We start from the raw sequence: 22,715 nt of genomic DNA on the forward strand, positions 1-22,715 counted from the left end.
TCGATTTCTGAGCAATCGATTTCTCGTATGCATGGAGGACAACCCGTGGCACGTATCGGAGTGCTGAGCATCTCGGACGGGCGGGACTTCGTCGCCCGCGATCTCGTTGAGCACATCACCCACGCCACCACCGCCCTCGCGGAGGCGTTGCGCAAGGAGGGCCACGAGGTCATCGTGGCGCCGGAGATCGTGTGGACCAACGAGCTGGCCACGTCGCAGGCGCGGTGGCTGGCCGACCGCCGGCCCGACCTGACCATCTTCAACTACGCGGTCTGGGCCTTCCCGCATTTCACCATGCTGGCCGCCGAGTCCACCCCAGGACCGCTGCTGCTCATGGCGAACATCGACCCCGCGCAACCCGGCATGGTCGGCATGCTCGCCGGCGGCGGTGGCCTGGACCAGATCGGCCGGGTGCACGCCCGCGCCTGGGGAGACATCGACGACCCCGCCGTCAGGGAGCGCGTGCTGACCGAGGTGCGGGCCGCCCAGGCGGTCCGGGGCCTGCGCGGCTCGACGTTCGGCCGGATCGGCGGCCGGCCGATGGGCATGTACACCGCCGTCGCCAACACCGACCAGTGGATGCGTACGTTCGGCGTCGACGTCGAGGAGATCGACCAGTGGGAGATCGTCCGGCGGAGTGAGAACGCCTCCCAGGCGCGGGTCACCCAGGCCCGCCAGTGGCTCGAGGCCAAGGGGAACGTGCACTACGACGGCAAGCAGCTCACGCCGGACCTCCTCGAACGCCAGATCCGCACGTACTACGCGATGCGCGAGCTCATCGACGAGTGGAACCTGGACTTCTCCGGTATCAAGGGCCAGCCCGAGCTGACCACCCACTTCTGCACGATGGACCTCGCCGAGGCCTTCCTCAACGACCCGTACGACTGGGAGGGCCCGAAGGACACCCACGTCTGCGCCACCGAGGCCGACATGGACGGCGCGCTGACGATGCAGATCCTGAAGCTGCTGAGCGGCGACCCCGTGCTCTTCGCCGACGTCCGCCACTACCACGCGGACAAGGACGTCTGGGACCTGTGCAACTCCGGCCAGCACGCCACCTGGTACGCGGCCAGGTCCGACGACCCCGAGGAGAACCTCGCCAGGACGCACTTCTACCCCGAGGTGTTCTTCTTCCCGGCGGGCGGCGCGAGCGTGCACCACCTAGCCGCGCCCGGCGCCGCCACGTTCGCGCGCCTCACCCGCAGGGACGGCCGGTACCGCATGCACGTGATGCGCGGCGACTTCGAGCTGTACGACGACGCCACCAACGAGGCGATGGCCCGGCAGTCCACGTTCGAGTGGCCGCACGCGTTCACCAGGCTGCACGTGCCGGCCACCGAGTTCCTCGGGCGGTTCGGCTCCAACCACATCCACGCGGTCCCCGGCGACTACATCGCCGAGCTGGAAGCGGTCTGCAAGCAGCTGGACGTCGAGTTCGAGGGGTTCGGCGATGCGGCTTAGTCCTCTCCTCCTCGCGGCCGCGCTCGTCCTGGGCGGGTTGAGCGCACCGGCGCAGGCGCAGGCGAGCGCCAAGGGACCCGTCGGGTGGGACGTCTACCGCAGGCTCGACCGGCTGCCCGAGCTGCCCGTCGGCGTGCAGACCAAGCAGTTCTCCAGCTTCGACCGCACCGGCGACAACAACGACGGGTTCGAGGGCACGTACTCGTGCCTGAGCAGCACCGATGACGGGGGCTGCGTGATCGCCGAGCACACCGGCGCCGGCGAGGTGCAGGCCATCTGGTTCACCAGGGACGGCGGCGACGTCAGCAGGACCGGCAGGATCACGGTCGAGCTCGACGGCAGGAAGGTGGTGGACGCGAGCCTCCAGGACCTGGTGAACGGCAAGCTCGGCGCCCCCTTCGCCTACCCCCTCGTGGGCAACGCCGACCAGAGCTCCGGCGGCGTCTACGTCGAGGTGCCGATGCCGTTCACCCGCTCGATGCGCATCACCACCGAGCACAACCCGCTCTTCCACCACGTCAGCTACCGCACGTTCGCCGACGCCGAGGGCGTGAGCACGTTCGACCCGGCCGACAAGGCGCAGGACGTCATCGACCGGCTCAAGGCGGGCGGCGACCCCAAGCCCGCCGTCCCGGGCGCGCGCTCCCAGGACGCCGCGATCCGCCTGGCCCCCGGCCAGTCGGTACGGGTCGCGCGCACCCAGGGCGCCGGCCTGCTGTCGGCCATCAAGCTGAAGCTGCCCCAGGCCGAGCAGGTGCTGCCCAAGACCGAGGCCGACGAGGGCCGGGCGTTCGGCCGGAACGGCTCCAGCGAGTTCACGGTGAAGATCGACCCCGCCAACGACGGCGTGCGGCTGACCAGGCGCATCGACCCCGCCATCGGCAGGCAGGTCGCCAAGGTCCTGGTGGACGGCCAGGAGGTGGCCCAGTGGCCGCCGAGCAGGCTGGGCGCAGCCGGGATGTGGGCCGAGGAGGTCGTGAACCTGCCGGCCACTGCCACCAAGGGCAAGTCGCAGATCACGGTCAAGAACGTGTTCGCCTCGTCGGACCTCGACTACAACGAGTTCACGTACTGGGTGGACGGCGCCGGCAAGCGTACCGACACCGTGGACGTGGGCGACGCGGCCGACGAGGCCGCGCACCGCTACACGATCGTCGCGCAGACCTGGCAGGGCGAGCGGACCTTCGCCTTCCCGATGGACCAGCCCAAGCTGGCGAAGATCAGGACGGCGCAGGAGATCCTGCAGGGGCTGCGGCTGCGGATCACGTTCGACGGCCGGCGCACCGTCGACTCGCCGGCCGGCGAGTTCTTCGGCAGCGGGCACGCGATGCTGCCCGTCAAGTCGCTCATGTACGCCGTTGACGCCGCGACCAGCACGCTCAGCGCGTGGTGGCCGATGCCGTACCGGACGGGCGCGACGGTCGAGCTCTTCAACGACTCCGGCCGCACGATCGAGGGCCAGGCGACGGTCACGTCAGCAAACCGCCCTGTATCAGGAAATGTCGGTTATTTCAGGACGCAGTCCCGCGCTGGCGGCACCACCCCCGGCACGAGCTGGCCCTTCCTGCGGGTCTCCGGCGCGCAGGGCAAGTTCGTCGGGATCAGCCACACGATGCGCGGCCCGACCAACCGCAACTACCTGGAGGGAGACGAGCGCGTCTATGTGGACGGCTCGCGCACCCCGCAGATCCACGGCACCGGCACCGAGGACTTCTACCAGGCGGGCTGGTACTTCAACCGCGAGACCTTCAGCACCCCGTTCCACGGCAACACCGCCCACCTGGCCCCGGCGACCGGCTGCCCGGCGGAGAACGACTGCACCGGCGCGTACCGGCTGATGATCGGCGACGCCGTGCCGTTCGCGGGCTCGCTGACGTTCGACATCGAGCACGGCTGGACGAACGACGTCGAAGGCGTCTGCTCCTCCACCGCCTACTGGTACGGCTCCGACCGAAGCGCCACGGCGCAGACGGACTCGCTGACGGTCGGCGACCCGGCGAGCGAGCGGCAGCACGGCTACACCGGCCAGGGCGAGGTCACCACGCTGGAGTCCGCGTTCGAAGGCGACTTCAGGAACCCCGTCACGCTCAAGGCCACCCAGCGGGTCACGCAGGCCCCGGTCACGTTCAGGCTCACGATCGACCGGAACAACCAGGGCGTCGAGCTGCGCCGTACGAGTGACCAGAGCGTCGCCGGGCAGCACGCCGAGGTCACCGTCAACGGGCGGCGGCTGGCCGACTGGGTGCAGCCGCTGGGCAACCGGACCCGCAGGTGGCTGGAGGACGACTACCAGATCCCGGCGGGCGTCACGCGCGGGCAGCGGGAGATCACCGTCCAGCTGACCCCGAAGACCCCCTGGTCGGCGGCCTCCTACACGGCGTGGAGCCTCCGGTGACCACCGTCCTGGCGATGCGGGCCATCGGCAAGTCCTTCCCCGGCGTGCGGGCCCTCGACGGGGTGTCGCTCACCGTGGCGGAGGGCGAGGTGGTGGCCCTGCTCGGGGAGAACGGCGCCGGCAAGTCCACGCTGATGAACATCCTGGCCGGGGTGTTCAAGGACTACGAGGGCGAGATCGAGATCGGCGGCGAGGTGGCGCACATCCACTCGCCCAAGGACGCGCGGCGGCACGGGATCGCCATGATCCACCAGGAGCTCAACCTGGTGCCCGAGCTGTCCGTCGCGGACAACATCTTCCTCGGCCGGGAACGCGCGCTCCTCGACCGCAAGGTCACCGAGGCGCGCACCGCCGAGCTGCTGCGCGGCCTCGGGCTCGACCTGTCGCCGCGCACCCTCGTCAAACAGTGCAAGATCGCCGAACGCCAGCTCATCGAGGTGGCCAAGGCCCTGTCGCAGAACGTCCGCGTCCTGGTCATGGACGAGCCCACCTCGGCCCTGGCCGACGCGGAGGTGCAGCGGCTGTACGAGGTCATCCGCGACCTGACCGGGCGCGGCGTGGCCGTCATCTACATCTCGCACCGGCTGGAGGAGCTGGAGGAGATCGCCGACCGGGTCGTCGTGCTGCGCGACGGCCAGTACATCGGCGAGCGCACCGGCATCAACCGGGACGAGCTCATCCAGATGATGGTCGGCCGCCCCCTGGGCGAGATGTTCCCGCGCGCCGACGGCGCCACCGAAGGTGAGGAGTTGCTGCGGGTCAAGGGGCTCCACGTGCCGGGGGACCGGGACACCGGGCGCACGGCGCTGCGGGATGTCTCGCTGACCGTGCGCACCGGGGAGATCGTCGGCGTGGCCGGGCTCATGGGCGCCGGGCGCAGCGAACTGCTCGAATCGATCTTCGGCGTGCACCGGCCGTCGGAGGGATCGATCAGCCTGCACGGCGCGCCGTACCGTCCCAGGAGCCCCAAGCAGGCGATCGAGCGGGGTGTCGCGCTGGTCGCCGAGGACCGCAAGGCGCAGAGCCTCGTGCTGGGGAACAGCGTGGCCTTCAACGCGAGCCTGTCATCGCTCAGGCGATACCTGCGGTTCTGGACCGTGGACCGGCGGCGCGAGGGCGCGGCCGTCGAGCAGCAGGTGCGCGCGCTGCGGGTCAAGACGCCCGGACTGCGCTTCACCGTCGGCAACCTCTCGGGCGGCAACCAGCAGAAGGTCGTGCTGGCCAAGTGGCTGCTCACGGCGCCCTCGCTGATCCTCATGGACGAGCCCACGCGCGGCATCGACGTGGGCGCCAAGGCGGAGATCCACGCGCTCATGTCGTCGCTGGCCGCCGAGGGCAAGGGCGTGCTCGTGGCCTCCTCCGAGCTGCCCGAGCTGCTCGCCATGTGCGACCGGATCCTCGTGCTCTGCGAGGGCCGCATCACCGCCGAGTTCCCGAGAGGCCAGGCGACGCAGGAGGCGATCCTCGAGGCCGCCATGGCAAGACAGCAGGTGACCATATGACAACCATGAAGACCGCGCCACCCGATCCAGCGCCGCCCGTGAAGGCGCCGGGGGAGAGCCGGATGCGGCGGACGCTCTCCGCTCTCGGGGCCGCGCAGGCGTACATCGGCCTGGTGCTGATCCTCGCTGTCGGGATCGCCACCAAGGGCGAGATGTTCCTGAACGAGACCAACCTCACCAACGCCATCGGCGCCTTCGCCTCCCGCGGCATCCTGGCGGTCGGCGTCACGCTGGTGATCCTGACCGGCGGCATCGACCTGTCCGTGGGCTCCCTGCTGGGCATCGCGTCGATGACGGCCGCGATGATGCTCGCCAAGTTCTCGCTGGAGCCGTGGCAGATCGTGCCGATCTGCATGGCGGTGGGAGCCCTCTTCGGGTTCCTGAACGGCGCCGGCACGGCCTGGCTGCGCATCCAGTCGTTCGTCATGACCCTGGCCATGCTCTCGGTCGTACGCGGGCTCGACCGGCAGGTCAGCGACAACGTCAGCGTCGGCACCCAGATCGCCGGGGCCGACGGGAAGCTGACGCCGCAGGCGGAGGCGTTCCAGCTGTTCGGCACCCCCGGGCACAACCTCTTTGATCGCATCTACTATCCGGTGCTGGCCTTCATCGTGGTCTGCGTCGTCTTCCACCTGATCCTGACGAAGACCCGGTTCGGCCGGCACGTGTACGCCGTCGGCGGCAACCCCACCGCGGCCCGGCTGTCCGGCGTCAACGTCACGGCGGTCACGATCGCCGTCTTCACCCTGTCCGGCATGCTCGCCGGCTTCGCCGGGCCGATCGACGCCGCCTACAGCGCCTCGGCCGACCCCCAGGCCGGGCAGTCGTTCGAGCTGGACGCCATCGCCGCCGCCGTCATCGGCGGGGCGTCGCTGGCGGGCGGCAAGGGCACCATCGCCGGCACGTTCGTGGGGGCGCTCATCCTGACGCTCCTGGACAACGTGCTCGGCCTCAACGCGGTCAGCGACAACTGGCAACTCGTCATCAAGGGACTGATCGTCGTCGTGGCGGTCGTCCTGCAGCGTCCCGATCTCTTCAAGATCTTCCGAGGAGGGTCTCGATCATGAAGAAGACCATCACCATCGCGCTGTGCGCGCTCCTGGCCGCCGCGTGCGCGTCCAAGGCGCCCGCGCCGTCGGCATCGTCCGGCGAGAAGAAGAAGTTCGTCGTCGGCTATTCGCAGTCGAACAACGCCGAGCCGTACCGGGCCCAGCTCAACCTGCAGTTGCAGCACTTTTTGAAGAAATATCCGGACATCGAGTTGCTGCCGATCGCCGACGCCAAGCAGTCGAGCGCCACGCAGGTCTCCCAGGTCCAGAACTTCATCACCCAGAAGGTCGACGCGCTCATCGTCTCGCCCACCGAGCCCGCGCCGCTGACGGCGGCCGTGCAGCAGGCCTGCGACGCCAAGATCCCCGTGATCGTCCTCGACCGCACCGTGAACACCGACTGCTACACCGCCTTCATCGGCGGCGACAACGTGCTCATCGGCAGGAAGGCGGGGGAGGAGGCGGTCCGGCTGCTGCCGGACGGCGGCAACATCGTCGAGCTGCGCGGCATCATGTCCAACCAGCCGCAGATCGACCGCGACAAGGGCTTCCGCGAGGCCGTCGCGGCCAACCCCAAGATCAAGATCATCGCCGACCGCGAGGGCAAGTGGGTGAAGGAGCAGGCCACCCCGATCATGCAGCAGTGGCTCGCCCAGCACGACCAGATCGACCTCGTGTACGGGCACAACGACCCGATGGCGCTGGGCGCGTACCTGGCGGCCCAGGCGGCGGGCAAGGCCGACAAGATCAAGTTCATCGGCATCGACGGCCTGGCCATCCCCGACGGCGGCATCCGCGCGGTCCAGCTCGGCCAGCTCTCGGCCACGTTCATCTACCCGACGGGAGCGCAGGAGGCGGCCGACACCGTCAACAAGATCCTGCACGGCCGGCAGGTCGAGAAGAAGCAGGTGCTCGGCACGACGCAGGTCACCAAGGACAACGCGGCCGAGCTCTACAAGCAGTTCGACCTGTCGGGGCAGAACTGATGTTCCTCGGGGTCGACATCGGCACCTCCAGCTCCAAGGGGGTGCTCGTGGCGTCCGACGGCACGGTCGTGGCGACGGCGGTCCGCGAACACCGCACCGCCTCGCCGCGGCCGGGCTGGTTCGAGCACTCGGCGCAGGACGTCTGGTGGGCGGACTTCACCTCGATCGTGGCGGAGCTGGCCCGCCCGGACGTCGCCGCCGTCGGGCTGAGCGGGATCGGGCCGTGCGTGCTGCCCTGCGCGCAGGACGGCACGCCGCTGCGGCCCGCGATCCTGTACGGGGTGGACACCCGGGCCACCGCCGAGATCGCGGCGCAGACCTCCCGGTACGGCGCCTCCGCGATCCTGGAGCGGTGCGGGTCACCGCTGACCTCCCAGGCGGTGGGGCCGAAGCTGGAATGGCTGCGCACCCACGAGCCCGAGGTGTGGGCGCGGACGCGGCGGATCTTCATGGCGCACTCGTGGCTGGCGTACCGGCTGACCGGCGCGTACGTGCTCGACCATCACGCGGCCAGCCAGTGCACGCCCCTGTACGACACCCGTACCCACGAGTGGATCGACGACTGGGACCTCTTCCCCGAGCTGGAGCTGCCCGCGCTGGCGTGGAGCGGCGACGTCGTCGGCACCGTGACGGAGGCGGCCGCCGCCAGCACCGGGCTCCCGAAGGGGATCCCGGTGGTGGCCGGGACCATCGACGCGTGGGCCGAGGCGCTGAGCGTGGGGGCGACCTCGCCGGGCGACGTCATGCTCATGTACGGGACGACGATGTTCCTGGTCGAGGTGCTGGCCTCGCGGGCCGTCTCGCCGCGGTTGTGGGGGACCGTGGGGGTGGCGCCGGGGACGTACAACCTGGCGGCGGGGATGGCCACGTCGGGCGCGGTCACCGGGTGGCTGCGCGACCTGACCGGGGCCTCGTTCGAGTCGCTCACGGCCGAGGCCGCGGTGGTGGGGCGCGGGGCTGAGGGGCTGCTCATGCTCCCGTACTTCGCGGGAGAACGCACGCCTCTCTTCGACCCGGACGCGCGCGGCACCCTCATCGGCCTGACGCTGCGGCACGGACGCGGTCACCTGTACCGGGCCGCGCTGGAGGCGACCGCCTTCGGCGTGCGGCACAACCTGGAGGCCATGCGTTCAGCGGGCGGGTCGGCCAAGCGGCTGGTCGCGGTGGGCGGCGGCACCAAGGGCGGGCTGTGGACGCGGATCGTGTCCGACGTGCTCCAGCAGGAGCAGGTCCTGTCCACCCACACGGTGGGCGCCGCCTTCGGCGACGCCATGCTGGCGGCCCAGGCCTGCGGCGTCTCGTGCGCGGGCTGGAACCCGGTGGCGTCCGTCGTGGAGCCCGACCCGGCCGCCGCCGAGGACTACGCACGGTTGTACGGGCTCTACCGGGACCTGTACGACTCCACCGCCCACATCGCCCACGAGCTCGCGACCCGTTAACGGGGGGTGCTGCTCTGGCGGGCGTGGAGCTCGGCGGGCAGGACGATCGTGGCGGGCTTGGCGGCCGGGGTGGCGATGCGGTCGACCAGCAGGCGGGCGGCCATGCGGCCCAGCTCGTACGTCGGCTGCGTCACCGTCGACGGCGACGGGCGCACCAGGTCCGCCCACGGGATCTCGTCGAAGCCGACCAGGCCGACCTGCCCGGGCACGTCCACCCCGCGCTCGGTCAGGCAGCGCAGCGCGCCCACCGTCATGAGGTTGTTGGCCACGAAGACCGCGTCGGGAGGCTCGGGAGAGGACAGCAGTGCGGCCATCGCGTCGTAACCCCCCTGCTCGCGGAAGTCCGCGCGGACGATCACGGGGTCGCCGCGCAGCGCCGTCGTGTAGCCGCGCAGGCGCAGGTCGGCGGTGCTCACACCCTCGGGCCCCGCGATGCACGCGATCCGCCGGTATCCGGCCGCGAGCAGGTGCTCGGTGGCCGTGCGCGCGCCTCCCTCGTTGTCGACCACCACCGTGTCCACGGCGCCCCGGGGCAGCTCCCGGTCGACGGCGACGACGGGCACGGGCGAGTCGACGAGCGTCTTGGCCGCCTTGACGCTGCCCGAGGAGGAGATGATGACGCCGGCCATCTGCTCGCTCAGCGCCGCCGCGACGTAGGTCTCCTCCTTGGCCGGGTCCTCGTCGCTGTTGCACAGCACGACCGAGTAGCCCTCCTGCTGCGCGACGTCCTCGACGCCGCGCACCATGGAGGTGAAGAACGGGTTGCCGATGTCGGAGATGATCACGGCCCAGAGCGACGTACGGCTGCGCCGCAGGTTGCGCGCGACCGCGTTGGGGCGGTAGCCGAGCTCGCGGACCGCCGTGAGCACCCGGGCGACCATGGCGGGGTCGACGGTCTGGGCGCCGTTGAGCACGCGGGAAACGGTGGCGGCGGACACGCCTGCCTCCCGCGCGACATCGTAGATAGTGGGCATCGCACCAAGTTTCTACCATCGCGGAGCCCCGCGCCCCTCATCGCCGCAGGTTGGGGTCGAGGTCCTGGTCCAGGAATCGCTTTCCGGTCATGATCATACTTCCACATTTCTTGAAATATTGAAATGTGCCGGTTTACCTGGGCAAATGCTCAACTGAAATCCTGACAAATCAGGGCTTGACGGCTGTCAGGCCGCGATTGTACGTTCATCCAGAAATCGATTGCTCAGATCTCTTCTCCCTTCACCCCCACTCCACGGCCTCCTGACTGCCATGCGCTCAGGAGTCCCGCACCGCCAGGAGAAGTCATGTTCTCGATCGTTCGACGATGTTTGGGCGCGGGCCTGGCCACGCTGCTCACGATGACCATCACCGCCGTCCCGGCGGCGACGGCCGCCGCCTCGCCGCCGCCCAGCCCGTTCTTCTCGACCGTGCAGATCGACTCCGGCGCGACGGTCGGCGCGCCCGCCGCGGGCGACAACCGCAACCACGGCGACCTGTGGCCGAACTGCTGGTCCGACGACGACAACGTCTACACCGCCTACGGTGACGGCATCGGGTTCGCGGGCGCGTACAGCGACATCGGCGTGGCCCGCATCTCGGGCATGCCCGGCAACCTGACCGGCGCGCAGCTGCCGATCAGCGACAACGTCGGCCAGGTGTGGACGGCGAACCACACGCGCAAGCCCACCGGCATGGCCTGCGTGGGCGGCACGCTCTACCTGGCCGTGCAGGACCTGGCGTTCGACTTCGACGACGCCCCGGCGGCGACGATCGCGAAGTCGACCGACCACGGCAGGACGTGGACGTGGGACAGGTCGGGGCCGATGTTCGGCAACGGGGTGTTCACCACGATCATGTTCCTGGACTACGGCAAGGCGTACGGCAACGCCCCCGACGGCTACGTCTACGCCTACGGCCTCGACCACAACTGGCGCGACTCCTTCGCGAACCGGGTGCCCGACCCGGTGGACCTGTGGCTGGCCCGGGTGCCCAAGGGCCAGGTGCAGAACCGGTCGGCCTGGGAGTTCGTCAGCGGCTTCGCCGCCTCCGGCGCGCCCACTTGGTCCGCGGACATCGGCCGGCGGGTCGCGGTCATGCACGACGACCGGCGCATCTACCAGGACGTCTACACCGCCAACCGGGCCAAGAACCTGACCGTGCTCAGCCAGGGCGGCGTGGTGTACAACAAGCCGCTCAACCGCTACCTCTACACGTCCTGGACGGAGTACACCTTCGAGTTCTACGAGTCGCCGACGCCGTGGGGCCCGTGGAAGCACTTCTCCGGCAAGGACTTCGGCGGCTACCCGTGGACGACGACCAAGCACGGCGGTTACGCCACCACGATCCCGTCCAAGTACATCAGCGCCGACGGCAAGTCGATGTGGCTGCAGTCGAACGTCTGCCCGTGCGGCGGCGGCTTCCCCGACGGGCAGCACTGGGCGTACACGTTCTCGCTGCGCAAGATGCGCCTGGAGCCGCACGTGGACACCACCCCGGCGAACCTGCCCGACGGCGCCAGGAACCTGGCCCGCGAGCCGGGCACCGTCGGCGTCGAGCGGGTGGCGCATTTCGGCAACGTCGACTTCTACAACGACGGCAACAAGGCGCAGACCGAGGACGACTGGAACGACGAGCGCAAGGGCGCGAGCTGGTGGGGCTACACCTGGCCGCGCGAATACCTGATGAACAAGGTCGCCTTCACCAGCGGGCAGATCTTCGGTGACGGCGGCTGGTTCGCGAGCGATCTGCGGGTGCAGGTCCGCAGGAACCACGAATGGGTGAACGTCACCGGGCTGCGCATCACGCCTGACTACCCGTACGACAACACGGCGGGCCCGAACCGCACGTACGAGCTGGGCTTCAACCCGGTGGACGGCGACGGCGTGCGCGTCATCGGCGCCCCGGGCGGCACCCGCACCTTCACCTCCGTCGCCGAACTGGAGGTGTACTACACGGGCACCGGCGGGACCATGTTCGGCGGCTCGCCGGCGGATTTCACCGGTGACGGCAAGGACGACATCGTGGCCTTCACCCACGGGGCGAACGCGGACGTGTGGGCCGCCGCCTCGACCGGCACGGGCTTCGGGGCGTCCGCGAAGTGGCACGACTTCTTCGCCCCGAGCGGGGAGATCCCCTACACCGGCGATTTCACCGGCGACGGGAAAGCCGACATCATCACCTTCACCCAAGGGACCACCGGCGACGTGTACGTGGCGCCGTCCACCGGCAACGGCTTCGGACCGGGCGTGAAATGGCACGACTTCTTCGCCCCAAGTGGTGAGGTCCCGGCGGTGGGCGACTTCGACGGCGACGGCAAGGACGACATCGCCACCTTCACCCGTGGCACGGCCAACGACGTGTACGTGGCGCTGTCGACCGGGACCGGTTTCGGCACGGGCGTGAAATGGCACGACTTCTTCGCGCTCAACGGCGAATTCCCGGCCGTCGGCGATGTCAACGGAGACGGCAAGGACGACCTGATCGTCTTCACCCAGGGTTTGACGAATGACGTGTACGTGGCGACGTCCACCGGGACGGGTTTCAACGCCGCGGTGAAGGCGCACGACAATTTCGCGCTGGCGGGTGAGCAGCCCCGGATCGCGGACGTCAATGGTGACGGCAAGGACGACATCGTCACGTTCACCAACAACGGCCTCGGTGATGTGTGGGTCGCCGTTTCCGACGGCGGGGGCTTCGGTCCGGGCGTGAAGTGGAACGACTGGTTCGCTCCGAACGGCGAATTCCCCTACACCGGTGATTTCGACGGTGACGGCAAGGACGACATCGTCACCTTCACCAAGGGCGCCACGAACGACGTGTTCGTCGGCCTGTCGAACGGCACTTCCGCCTTCGGCGCCGGCATCAAATGGCACGACTTCTTCGGCCTCGACGGCGAAACCACCCTCTGATCCAGGAGACATCATGCGCAAGTCCCGAATCGGCCGCGTGTTATCCGTCACCGCGGGCGCGCTGGCGATCGCCGCCGCCTCGGCCATGCCCGCCCAGGCGGCCCCCGACCCCGGCAAGCACCGCTCCAACGCCGAACTCCTCCTCGCCTGCCCGTCCGTCCCCGCCGGCCACGACCAGTGGGTGACGACCGCCGTCTACCGGGTCGGCCGCAGCCTCAACGCCAACGACAAGGTGATGCTCGCGGCGTTCGAGACCGGCTGGGTCGAGTCCCACATGAACAACCTCAACTGCGGCGACAAGGACTCCCTCGGCGTCTTCCAGCAGCGCCCGAGCCAGGGCTGGGGCGCCCCTGAGCAGATCCTCGACGTCAGCTTCGCCGCCAACTCCTTCTTCACCCGGGCCATCAGGAACGACGCGGCCAACCCCGGCTACACCCCGGGGCAGCTCGCCCAGAGCGTCCAGCGCTCCGCCTTCCCCGACCGCTACGACCAGTCCGAGGCCAAGGCCCGCTCGCTCCTGAACGAAGCCGCCTGGATGCACGGCATGCAGGCGGGCTCACCGGCCGACTTCGACGGCGACGGGAAGGACGACATCATCACCTTCGCCAAGAACGCCTCGGCCGACGTGTACGTCTCCACCTCGAGCGGCACCGCTTTCAACGGCACGTCGGTGAAGTGGCACGACTTCTTCGGGCTGGGCGGCGAGACCACCTATACCGGCGACTTCACCGGTGACGGCAAGGACGACGTCGTCACGTTCACGCACGGCTCCAGCGGCGACGTGTACGTGGCGCCGTCCACCGGCACGGGCTTCGGTCCCGCCGCGAAATGGCATGACTTCTTCGCGCCCGGCGGCGAGATCGCGGCGGTCGGCGACTTCGACGGCGACGGCAAGGACGACATCGCGACCTTCGCCCGCGGGACGACCCAGGACGTCTTCGTGGCCCTGTCCAACGGAAACGGGTTCGGCGCCGGCCAGAAATGGCATGACTTCTTCGGCCTGAACGGCGAGTTCCCGGCCGTCGGTGATGTCAACGGCGATGGCAAGGACGACATCATCGTCTTCACTCAGGGTTCGACGAATGACGTGTATGTGGCGACGTCCACCGGGACGGGGTTCAACGCCGCGGTGAAGATGCACGACAATTTCGCACTCGCCGGTGAGCAGCCCCGGATCGCGGACGTCAATGGCGATGGCAAGGATGACATCGTCACGTTCACCAACAACGGCCTCGGTGATGTGTGGGTCGCGATTTCGGACGGCCGGGGCTTCGGTCCGGGCGTGAAGTGGAACGACTGGTTCGCTCCGAACGGCGAGTTCCCCTACACCGGTGATTTCGACGGTGACGGCAAGGACGACATCGTCACCTTCACCAAGGGCGCCACGAACGACGTCTTCGTGGGGTTGTCGAACGGCACCTCGGCTTTCGGGGCCGGGGTCAAGTGGCACGACTTCTTCGGCCTCAACGGCGAAACCACCCTCTAGAAGGAGCCGGAACAATGCAGTGGAAGCATGTGCGTAAGGCCGCCTTATGCGCGGCCGTCGGCGGGCTGCTGCTCACCGCCAGGCCCGCCGTCGCCGCCCAGCCGGATGGGCTGGACAAGGCCTTCGCCGACGCGACAGCGGAATATCAGGTCCCCAAGGACCTGCTCGTGGCGGTCGGTTACGGTGAGACGCATCTCGACGGCCACAACGGCGCACCCAGCAGCGACAACGGCTACGGCGTCATGCACCTGGTGAGCAATCCGCAGCACAGGACCCTCGAACAGGCCGCCAAGCTCACCGGCGAGTCCGAGGCCGACCTGAAGAGCGACGCCGCGGCCAACATCCGCGGCGGCGCGGCGGTCCTGCGTGCCCTCGCCGACCAGGCGGGGCTCGACGCGTCCAAGCGCAAGGACGTCAACGCCTGGTACCCCGTCGTGGCACGCTACGGCGGCGCCGCCGACGACCAGGTGGCCCGCCTGTACGCCGACACCGTCTACGGCCTGCTCGCCCAGGGCATCAAGGCCGAGGTCGTCGTCCAGCCGCGCAAGGTGCGGCCGGAGCGCGGCACGTATGAGAAGGTCAAGCCCCTGGCGGCCACCACCGGTGAGCCCCAGGCCGGCATCCTGAGCACCGACTACCCGCCGGCGCACTGGGTCCCCGCCAACGGCAACAACTACTCGCCCGGCCGCTCCAGCCCCATCCGCAAGATCGTCATCCACGTCACCCAGGGCTCGTACGCCGGCACGATCAGCTGGTTCCAGAACCCGTCCGCGCAGGTCAGCGCCCACTACGTGATCCGCTCGTCCGACGGCGACGTCACGCAGATGGTCCGCGACACCGACACCGCCTACCACGCACGGTCCTCGAACGCCGAGGCCCTGGGCATCGAGCACGAGGGCTTCGTGGACAACCCGTCGTGGTTCACCGACGCGATGTACCGCTCCTCGGCCGCCCTGACCCGCTACCTGGCCGACAAGTGGGGCATCCCGCGCACCCGCGCGAACATCGTCGGCCACAACGAGCTCCCCGGCAACGACCACACCGACCCCGGCCCGAACTGGAACTGGGACTACTACATGTCCCTCGTCAACGGTGGCGGCTCGCTCCTGGGCGGTTCTCCGGCGGACTTCGACGGTGACGGCAAGGACGACATCGTCACTTTCACGCACGGCGCGAACGCCGACGTTTATGTGGCGAAGTCGACCGGCAACGCCTTCGACGGCACGTCGGTGAAATGGCACGACTACTTCGCGTTGAGCGGCGAGGTCCCGCTGACCGGCGACTTCACCGGCGACGGCAAGGACGACATCGTCACCTTCACCCAGGGGGCGAACGCCGATGTCTTCGTGGCGCCGTCCACCGGGAACAGCTTCGGGGCGGCGACCAAGTGGCACGACTTCTTCGCGCCGAGCGGTGAAGTGCCGGCGGTCGGCGATTTCGACGGTGACGGCAAGGACGACATCGTCACGTTCACCCGTGGCACGGCCAACGACGTGTACGTGGCCTTGTCCAACGACCACGGATTCGGCGCCGGCGTCAAATGGCATGACTGGTTCGCCTTGAACGGCGAGTTCCCGGCGGTGGGTGATGTCAACGGTGACGGCAAGGACGACATCATCGTCTTCACTCAGGGTTCGACGAATGACGTGTATGTGGCGACGTCCACCGGGACGGGGTTCAACGCCGCGGTGAAGATGCACGACAATTTCGCGCTCGCCGGTGAGCAGCCCCGGATCGCGGACGTGAACGGTGACGGCAAGGACGACATCGTCACGTTCACCAACAACAATCTCGGTGATGTGTGGGTCGCGATTTCGGACGGTCAGGGCTTCGGTCCGGGCGTGAAGTGGAACGACTGGTTCGCTCCGAACGGCGAGTTCCCCTACACCGGTGATTTCGACGGCGATGGCAAGGACGACATCGTCACCTTCACCAAGGGCGCCACGAACGACGTGTTCGTGGGGTTGTCGAACGGCACCTCGGCTTTCGGGGCCGGGGTCAAGTGGCACGACTTCTTCGGTCTCAACGGCGAGACCACCCTGTGAAAGGCACGCGGATGATGCGAAAGCTGCTCGCCGCGCTGGCGACGAGCCTGCTTCTCGTGGCCGCCCCCGTCGCCGTGACAGCGCAGCCCGCTGTCGCGGCGGCGGGGGCCGACAAGGGGCCGATCGGCTGGGACGTGTTCCGGCGCCTCGACCGGCTCCCGTACCTGAGCCCCGGCACCCAGACCCGGCAGTTCTCCAGCTTCGACCGGGCCGGCGCCAACTTCCAGGACGGGTTCGGCGGCGTGTACTCCTGCCTGCGCACCTCGGGGAGCCAGTGCGTGATCGCCGAGGACACGGGCGCCGGCGAGATCTCCTCGATCTGGTTCACCAGGGACGGCGGCGACGTGTCGGCCACCGGCACGATCACCATCGAGCTCGACGGTGCCGTCGTCGTCAGCGCGCCCCTGCAGAGCCTGGTCAACGGGCAGGTCGGCGGGCCGTTCGTCTTCCCGCTGGTGGCCAACGCCGACCAGAGCTCGGGCGGCGTCTACATCAAGGTGCCGATGCCGTACCGCCAGTCCATGCGGGTGTACACGCAGCACAACCCGCTCTTCTACCACGTCACCTACCGCCACTTCCCCGACGCGGAAGGGGTGCGGCGGTTCGACCCCGCCGAGAACGCCTCCGACGTCGTCAACCTGCTGAAGGCGTCCGGCACCCGCGACCCCAAGCCGGCCCGGCCCGGCGCGCAGACCGTCACCCAGAAGGCGAGCCTGACGGCGGGGCAGCAGCGCGAGTTCGCCAGGGTGACCGGGTCCGGCGCGATCTCCGCGCTGCGGGTGCGGGTCCCGGACGCGCTGGCCACCGACGACACCCTGGCCGGGCTGCGGCTGCGGCTCGACTTCGACGGCCGGACCACCGTCGACTCGCCGGTCGGCGAGTTCTTCGGCGCCGGACTGGGCGAGTACCCGGTCAAGTCGCTGCTGTTCGCCGTGGACACCGCGGGCGGCGGCTGGTACACCACATGGTGGCCGATGCCGTACCGGTCCGAGGCCAGGGTCAGCCTGGTCAACGGCGCCGGGCGCACGCTGGACGACCTGGAGGTGCAGGTCACCTCCGCGGCCGACGCCTCCTGGGCGGACGCGCTCGCGCCCGCCGGCCAGGCCGGCTACTTCACCACCGAGTCGCGGCGCGGCTCGGCCGTCCGTGACTCCGACTGGCTGTTCTCCGACCGCACGGGACGGGGCAAGTTCGTCGGCGTCTCGCACACCATGAACGGGCTCATCTCCGAAGGCCTCACGCGGGAGTACCTGGAGGGCGACGAGCGCGCATACGTGGACGGCGCGCTGACGCCGCAGCTCCACGGCTCCGGGACCGAGGACTTCTACGAGTCCGGCTGGTACTTCAACCGCGGTGAGTTCAACGATCCGCTGGCCGGCAACCCGGCGCATGAGAAGGCCGGCGGCGGCTGCCCGTACGAATGCGACGCCGCGTACCGGCTCATGCTCTCCGACGGCGTGGAGTTCTCCTCCGCGCTCAGGTTCGGCATCGAGCACGGCCCGCAGAACGACAAGCCCGCCACGTACGGCTCCACCGCGTTCCTCTACGCGCAGCCCACCTTCGGCACGCACCGCACGAGCGTCCTCGACGTCGGCGACGCGGCCGGCAGGGCCGCGCACGACTACCGGGAGAGCGGCGCCGCCACCCAGGCCACGCTCGCCTCGGTGTACGAGGGGGACGAGGACCACCAGACCGTGCGCGGGGTGACGCGGTCCACGTCGAGCCCCGTGTCGTTCCAGCTCGGCGTGGACGCCGGCAACGCGGGCGTGCTGCTGCGGCGCACCTCCGACCAGGCTGCCGCCGGCCAGGCGGCCCGGGTCCTGGTGGACGGGGTGGACGTCGGCGAGTGGCGGCAGCCGCTCGGCAACGGCACCCAGCGCTGGCTGGCGGACACGTTCGCGCTGCCGGTGAGCGCGACCGCGGGCAAGTCCTCCATCAGGGTCGAGCTGCGGCCCACGGCCGGCGCGCCCCCGTGGACCGCTGCCCGGTACGCCGCCGACAGCCTCGTCCCGGCACAGCACGCCGACGACCGGGCGCCCACGGCGAGCGGGGGTCCGTCCCTGGTCGGCGGCGACAGGCACGCGCTGCACCTCACGTGGCGCGAGCCGGACGACGACCTCGGCATCCGCGAATACCGCGTGTACGGCTCCACCTCGCCGTCCGCGCAGAACACGCTGCTCGGCACCACCCGCGCGCCCGGCTTCACCCACGGCCCGCTGGCCGCCGGCGCGACCTGGTACTACCGGGTGGAGGCGGTGGACCTGTCAGGCCGTACGGCCGCCGCCGGGCCGGTCGTCTCCGGCCGCACCGGTACGCCCACCCGCACCGACCTCGACAAGGACGGGCGGGACGACGTGCTGACCTTCACCCGGGGGAGCACCGGCGACGTGTACGCCTCGCTTTCCGACGGGACGAGGTTCGTGCAGGACGGGTGGAAGTGGCATGACTCGTTCGCCGTCGGCCAGGAGATCGCCCTGACGGGCGACTTCGACGGCGACGGCCGCGACGACGCGGTGACGTTCACCCGGGGGAGCGCCGCCGACGTCTTCGTGTCGCTGTCGGACGGGACGAAACTCGTGCAGAACGGCTGGAAGTGGCACGACTACTTCGCCGCCGGCACGGAGATCCCCGCCGTGGGCGACTTCGACGGCGACGGGCGTGACGACATCGCGACCTTCACCCGGGGCGACTCGGGCGACGTCTGGGTGGCCCTGTCGACCGGGTCCGGGTTCGGGGCGTCGCGCAAGTGGCACGACCGCTTCGTGATCGGCGACGAGCTCCCGGCCGTGGGCGACTTCGACGGCGACGGCCGGGACGACGTCGCGGCCTTCACCCGGGGCACGTCCGCCGACGTGTTCGTGGCGCTGTCCAGCGGCAGCGTCTTCCGGCACGACGGGTGGCGCTGGCACGGCAACTTCGCCGTCGGCTCCGAGACGCCCGCCGTCGGCGACTTCGACGGCGACGGGCGCGACGACATCGCGACCTTCACCGGCGGCGCGGCGGCCGACGTCTTCGTGTCGCTGTCCGACGGCGGGAGGTTCGTGGAGAACGCCTGGAAGTGGCACGACAACTTCGCGGGCGGCGACCAGGTCCCGGGCGTCGGCGACGTCAACGCCGACGGCAAGGCCGACGTGATCGCCTTCACGCGGGGCGACGCCGCGGACGTGTTCGTGGCCACCTCGGAGACCGGCCGTTTCCAGCCGACGCCGATCAAGTGGCACGACCGCTTCGCCGCCGGAACGGAGTGGCCGCAACCGAGCCAGATCCGCTGACCTGCCTCACGGCACCCGAGCCCGCTCCCGTCCCTCCGGGAGCGGGCTCATTGAGCTGCTTTCGGTGAGTGCCCGCAGGCGCTGGAGCCCGCGGTGTGATGGCGAGCCCGGGGCAGCGGTGTAGAGGACGATGCGATGTTCCCCGCCGGGCAGGGGCAGGACGTCGCAATCGAGCTCCATCACGCCCACCACCGGGTGCATGGCTCGCTTCGTCACGGTCCGCTGCACTTCGATGTCCTGCGCCGCCCACAGCTCGGCGAACAGCGGGCTGGCCGCCGTCAGCTCGTCCACGATCTCCCGTACGTCTGGATCGTCCGGGTAGCGGCCGCTGGCCCGCAGATCGGCGACGGCCTGGCGGGCGTGGTCGGCGTGGTCACTCAGCAGGGCGGGAGCGCCGCCGAACAGCCAGCGCAGCGTGTTGCGCCGGCGGGGCGGTCTGGCCGCCGGGTCGCCGATGAGCGCGACCAGCATCCGGTTCCAGGCGAGCAGGTCCCAGCAGACGTTGACGATCACGGCGGGGAACTCCTCGAAGCGATCCAGCAGGCGCCGCGCGTACTCGGGAACCTCCGGCGCGGAGCCGGTCCGGACCGGGGCCTGGCCGCCCATCCGCAGCAGATACTCGTGCTCGTCGCCGGTCAGCCGCAGCGTGCGGCTCAGCGCGGCGAGCACCTGCGCGGACGGCTGCGGCCCGCGGCCCTGCTCCATCCGGATGTAGTAGTCGACCGAGATCCCGGCCAGCAGCGCGACCTCCTCGCGGCGCAGGCCCGGCGTCTGGCGCCGGCGGCCGGGCGCCAGCCCCGCCTCTTCCGGCCTGACCCGCTCGCGCCTGCTCCGCAGAAAACTGCCCAGCTCGTCCTTTTTCATCGTCTTCCATCATGGCCTGGTATCACGAGTCCCAGGCCCACGGGGGCCTACCCGCCGTTCCGGCCGCGCGGCCAACCTGGTGGCATGACGATTCTGGTGACCGGGGCGCGCGGGCACGTCGCGCGCGGCCTCGTACAGCGACTTCTCGCCGCGGGACAGCCCGTCCGCGCGGCCGGCCGGAACCCGGGCGCGGCCCGCCTGCCCGCCGGGGTGGAAACGGTGCTCTGCGACCTCGCCGACCCGGACACGTTCGACGCCGCGCTCGCCGGTGTCGCCAGGGTCTTCCTGTACGCCGAGCGACGCGGCCTGGACGACTTCGTCACCCGTGCTGCGAGCGCCGGGGTGGAGCACATCGTCCTGCTGTCCGCGCTGCTCGCCGACCCCGCCTCGACCGACGCGATCGGCCGCATGCACGGCGACGCCGAGCAGGCCGTGGCCGGCTCGGGAATCGCCTGGACGTTCCTGCGCCCGGGCGCCTTCGCCACCAACACGCTCCAGTGGGCGCCGTCGATCCGGGCCGAGGGGATGGTCCGCGACCCGTTCCCGGACTCGCGCTCGGCCCCCGTGCACGAGGCGGACATCGCGGCGGTCGCCGCCCTCGCCCTGACCGAGCCGGGACACCAAGGCGCGACCTACCCGCTGACCGGGCCGGAGCTGGTCAGCCGCAGCCGCCAGGCCGAGCTGATCGGGGAGGCCATCGGCCGTCCGGTCCGCTTCGCCGTCCAGGATCTGGAGGAGTACCGCGCGGAGCTGAGCGCCTGGACGACGCCCCAGGTCGCCGACGTGGTGATCAAGGAGTCCGCCGCCGCCGTCGACCGGCCCCTGCCCCCCACGGACACGGTCGAGAAGGTCACCGGCCGGCCCGCCCGCACGTACGGCGAGTGGGCCCGCGACCACGCCGAGGACTTCCGCGACGAGCCCTCGTGATCGTGACCGTCAGGAGCCCTTGACCAGCGCGAACGCGCCACGGGTCAGCCCCAGCTGCTCCGAGAGCGCCCGCGCCTGGTCGAACGGGGTCTTCGGATCGATCGCCAGGGTCGTCACCACGAACGACCTCCCGTCCGCCGTCCTGGCGAGGTAGCCCAGGTCGCTCACCCCGGGCTCCGACCCGCCCTTGAACCAGACCGACGGCCACTGGGTCCTGTCCAGCGCGAGCCCCGCGTCGTCGATCGACAGGGCCTCGCCGACGTGCTTGTCGGGCAGCTTCGACAGCCGGGCGAAGGCCTGGCACACCTGGGCGGGGGAGGCGTACCACTCGATCGTGTCCAGCCCGCGCGGCGCGGTCCACCCGGCGACGCGGGACAGCGGGACCTTGGCGACCACCCTGTCCAGGTAGGCCCGCTTCCCGGCCGTTCCCAGCGAGAGGTACTTCTTGGCGTGCCGCGGGTAGCCGGCGCCCTTGAGCACGAACATCTCCCGCGTGGTGAGCCAGGGGGTGTCGCGCCGGTCGCGGGCGCCCCAGGCCCGTGCCGTACGCTCGACGTTCTTGCGGCCGGCCCGGTGGATGAGCAGGTCGGCGGCGGTGTTGTCGCTGACGGAGATCATCAGCTTGGCGGCCTCCAGCACCGACACCTTGGTGTTGTCCGGGCGGTTCTGCAGCTCGCCCGACCCCAGGCTCTTCAGCTCCGGCGTGATCGTGAGCCGGGTGTCCCAACCGAACGCCCCGCTCGCGATCCGTTCGGCCACGGCACCCAGCACGTAGAGCTTGAACATGGAGCCGAGCGGACGCGCCGTACCGGGGGCGACGGAGTGCACGGGGCGGCAGGCCCCGTCCTTGGCCACCTCGGCGGCGAGGAAGCCGGCCTGCGGCGCGAGCCTGCTCAGCCGCCGGCCCAGCTCCGCCCAGTCCTTGGGCGCGGGGGAGACCTGCGGCCGGAACAGCAGCCCGCTGATGAGGCCGGCGCCGTCCGTCGTGAGCGACAGGTCGAACAGGACGCCGGCCGCCTCGACCGTGGCGACGAGCAGGGCGTTCTCCGACCTGGTGAGCTCCTGGAGCCGCATGCCCTTGAAGGCGGCCAGGGTCTGGTTCAGCCGGTCGGCGGGGACGCTCTGGAGGAACTCGGCGGCGAAGTGCTGCCTCAGCTCGCTCTCCGGGATCGGCGGGCGCGTGGCGGCGTCGAGCAGCCAGCGCAACTGCCGGCCCGCGGGCGTGTCGGGGATCTCGGGCGCGGCGACGGCGGCGGCCTGTACGGGCGCGGTCTGGCTCACGCCGACCGCCGTCATCGTGGCCGCGACGGCTGCCGCCGTCAGAAAGCGGACGGGCTTGTTGCTTCTCATGGTGCTCAAGGCAATCGCGGCGGGGTCGCGGCGGGCCACCATGGGAGCCACCGTT

At 70.2% G+C, this 22,715-nt stretch carries 14 protein-coding genes; 11 read left to right on the plus strand and 3 right to left on the minus strand.

Going from position 1 to position 22,715, the window contains the following annotated elements:
- Positions 1-45: 45 nt before the first annotated feature.
- Genes AB0L65_RS35030 through AB0L65_RS35055 form a run of 6 tightly spaced genes read left to right on the plus strand, consistent with a single transcriptional unit; the run spans position 46 to position 8,832 of the window.
- Entirely contained in the window at positions 46-1,461 is a 1,416-nt protein-coding gene (locus AB0L65_RS35030) for an L-fucose/L-arabinose isomerase family protein (protein ID WP_364254209.1), read from the plus strand.
- A complete protein-coding gene (locus AB0L65_RS35035) occupies positions 1,451-3,856 on the plus strand; it encodes a glycoside hydrolase family 172 protein (protein ID WP_364254212.1) in 2,406 nt (801 codons plus the stop codon). The genes AB0L65_RS35030 and AB0L65_RS35035 overlap by 11 nt, the downstream gene beginning before the upstream one ends.
- The gene (locus AB0L65_RS35040) at positions 3,853-5,358 is read left to right on the plus strand and encodes a sugar ABC transporter ATP-binding protein (protein ID WP_364254215.1); all 1,506 of its coding nucleotides are present in this window, start codon (positions 3,853-3,855) and stop codon (positions 5,356-5,358) included. The genes AB0L65_RS35035 and AB0L65_RS35040 overlap by 4 nt, the downstream gene beginning before the upstream one ends.
- Positions 5,355-6,425: an ABC transporter permease gene (locus AB0L65_RS35045; protein WP_364254218.1), complete on the plus strand. Its 1,071-nt coding sequence runs from the start codon at positions 5,355-5,357 to the stop codon at positions 6,423-6,425. Before AB0L65_RS35040 ends, AB0L65_RS35045 begins: the two co-directional genes overlap by 4 nt.
- Positions 6,422-7,393, plus strand: coding sequence for a substrate-binding domain-containing protein (locus AB0L65_RS35050; protein WP_364254221.1), 972 nt, complete (start codon positions 6,422-6,424; stop codon positions 7,391-7,393). The genes AB0L65_RS35045 and AB0L65_RS35050 overlap by 4 nt, the downstream gene beginning before the upstream one ends.
- Entirely contained in the window at positions 7,393-8,832 is a 1,440-nt protein-coding gene (locus AB0L65_RS35055) for an FGGY-family carbohydrate kinase (RefSeq protein WP_364254224.1), read from the plus strand. Before AB0L65_RS35050 ends, AB0L65_RS35055 begins: the two co-directional genes overlap by 1 nt.
- Here AB0L65_RS35055 and AB0L65_RS35060 read toward each other — a convergent pair.
- On the minus strand, positions 8,829-9,806 hold the full coding sequence (locus AB0L65_RS35060) for a LacI family DNA-binding transcriptional regulator (RefSeq protein ID WP_364254228.1): 978 nt from the start codon (positions 9,804-9,806) through the stop codon (positions 8,829-8,831). The genes AB0L65_RS35055 and AB0L65_RS35060 overlap by 4 nt on opposite strands.
- Positions 9,807-10,112: 306 nt before the next feature.
- Here AB0L65_RS35060 and AB0L65_RS35065 point away from each other — a divergent pair, with 306 nt between their 5' ends.
- From AB0L65_RS35065 to AB0L65_RS35080, 4 genes are read left to right on the plus strand one after another with little or no spacing between them, the layout of a single operon-like run.
- Positions 10,113-12,716 carry an FG-GAP-like repeat-containing protein gene (locus AB0L65_RS35065; protein WP_364254231.1) on the plus strand — a complete coding sequence of 868 codons (2,604 nt, stop codon included), beginning with the start codon at positions 10,113-10,115 and terminating at the stop codon, positions 12,714-12,716.
- 13 nt (positions 12,717-12,729) lie between these two features.
- Complete coding sequence (locus AB0L65_RS35070) at positions 12,730-14,202, plus strand: VCBS repeat-containing protein (RefSeq protein ID WP_364254234.1); 1,473 nt, start codon at positions 12,730-12,732, stop codon at positions 14,200-14,202.
- A 14-nt stretch (positions 14,203-14,216) separates the two neighbouring features.
- Complete coding sequence (locus AB0L65_RS35075) at positions 14,217-16,247, plus strand: N-acetylmuramoyl-L-alanine amidase (protein WP_364254237.1); 2,031 nt, start codon at positions 14,217-14,219, stop codon at positions 16,245-16,247.
- Between the two features lie 11 nt (positions 16,248-16,258).
- On the plus strand, positions 16,259-19,519 hold the full coding sequence (locus AB0L65_RS35080; RefSeq protein WP_364254240.1) for a DUF2961 domain-containing protein: 3,261 nt from the start codon (positions 16,259-16,261) through the stop codon (positions 19,517-19,519).
- Positions 19,520-19,525: 6 nt separating this feature from the next.
- Here AB0L65_RS35080 and AB0L65_RS35085 read toward each other — a convergent pair whose 3' ends face one another.
- Positions 19,526-20,383 carry a helix-turn-helix transcriptional regulator gene (locus AB0L65_RS35085; RefSeq protein ID WP_364254243.1) on the minus strand — a complete coding sequence of 286 codons (858 nt, stop codon included), beginning with the start codon at positions 20,381-20,383 and terminating at the stop codon, positions 19,526-19,528.
- Between the two features lie 84 nt (positions 20,384-20,467).
- Here AB0L65_RS35085 and AB0L65_RS35090 point away from each other — a divergent pair, with 84 nt between their 5' ends.
- Positions 20,468-21,310, plus strand: coding sequence for an NAD(P)H-binding protein (locus AB0L65_RS35090; protein ID WP_364254246.1), 843 nt, complete (start codon positions 20,468-20,470; stop codon positions 21,308-21,310).
- A 9-nt stretch (positions 21,311-21,319) separates the two neighbouring features.
- Here AB0L65_RS35090 and AB0L65_RS35095 read toward each other — a convergent pair whose 3' ends face one another.
- Positions 21,320-22,660: a serine hydrolase gene (locus tag AB0L65_RS35095; RefSeq protein WP_364254249.1), complete on the minus strand. Its 1,341-nt coding sequence runs from the start codon at positions 22,658-22,660 to the stop codon at positions 21,320-21,322.
- Between the last annotated feature and the right edge of the window lie 55 nt (positions 22,661-22,715).

This window comes from Nonomuraea sp. NPDC052116 (assembly GCF_040680035.1).
In the GTDB taxonomy this organism is placed as follows: domain Bacteria; phylum Actinomycetota; class Actinomycetes; order Streptosporangiales; family Streptosporangiaceae; genus Nonomuraea; species Nonomuraea angiospora_A.

What these genes read in the sequence shown, in the direction of transcription:
- AB0L65_RS35035 (WP_364254212.1), top strand. Translation starts at nt 1,451, where the DNA reads ATGCGGCTTAGTCCTCTCCTCCTCGCGGCCGCGCTCGTCCTGGGCGGG.
- AB0L65_RS35045 (WP_364254218.1), top strand. Translation starts at nt 5,355, where the DNA reads ATGACAACCATGAAGACCGCGCCACCCGATCCAGCGCCGCCCGTGAAG.
- AB0L65_RS35050 (WP_364254221.1), top strand. Translation starts at nt 6,422, where the DNA reads ATGAAGAAGACCATCACCATCGCGCTGTGCGCGCTCCTGGCCGCCGCG.
- AB0L65_RS35055 (WP_364254224.1), top strand. Translation starts at nt 7,393, where the DNA reads ATGTTCCTCGGGGTCGACATCGGCACCTCCAGCTCCAAGGGGGTGCTC.
- AB0L65_RS35060 (WP_364254228.1), bottom strand. Translation starts at nt 9,806, where the DNA reads ATGCCCACTATCTACGATGTCGCGCGGGAGGCAGGCGTGTCCGCCGCC.
- AB0L65_RS35065 (WP_364254231.1), top strand. Translation starts at nt 10,113, where the DNA reads ATGTTCTCGATCGTTCGACGATGTTTGGGCGCGGGCCTGGCCACGCTG.
- AB0L65_RS35070 (WP_364254234.1), top strand. Translation starts at nt 12,730, where the DNA reads ATGCGCAAGTCCCGAATCGGCCGCGTGTTATCCGTCACCGCGGGCGCG.
- AB0L65_RS35075 (WP_364254237.1), top strand. Translation starts at nt 14,217, where the DNA reads ATGCAGTGGAAGCATGTGCGTAAGGCCGCCTTATGCGCGGCCGTCGGC.
- AB0L65_RS35080 (WP_364254240.1), top strand. Translation starts at nt 16,259, where the DNA reads ATGATGCGAAAGCTGCTCGCCGCGCTGGCGACGAGCCTGCTTCTCGTG.
- AB0L65_RS35085 (WP_364254243.1), bottom strand. Translation starts at nt 20,383, where the DNA reads ATGAAAAAGGACGAGCTGGGCAGTTTTCTGCGGAGCAGGCGCGAGCGG.
- AB0L65_RS35090 (WP_364254246.1), top strand. Translation starts at nt 20,468, where the DNA reads ATGACGATTCTGGTGACCGGGGCGCGCGGGCACGTCGCGCGCGGCCTC.
- AB0L65_RS35095 (WP_364254249.1), bottom strand. Translation starts at nt 22,660, where the DNA reads ATGAGAAGCAACAAGCCCGTCCGCTTTCTGACGGCGGCAGCCGTCGCG.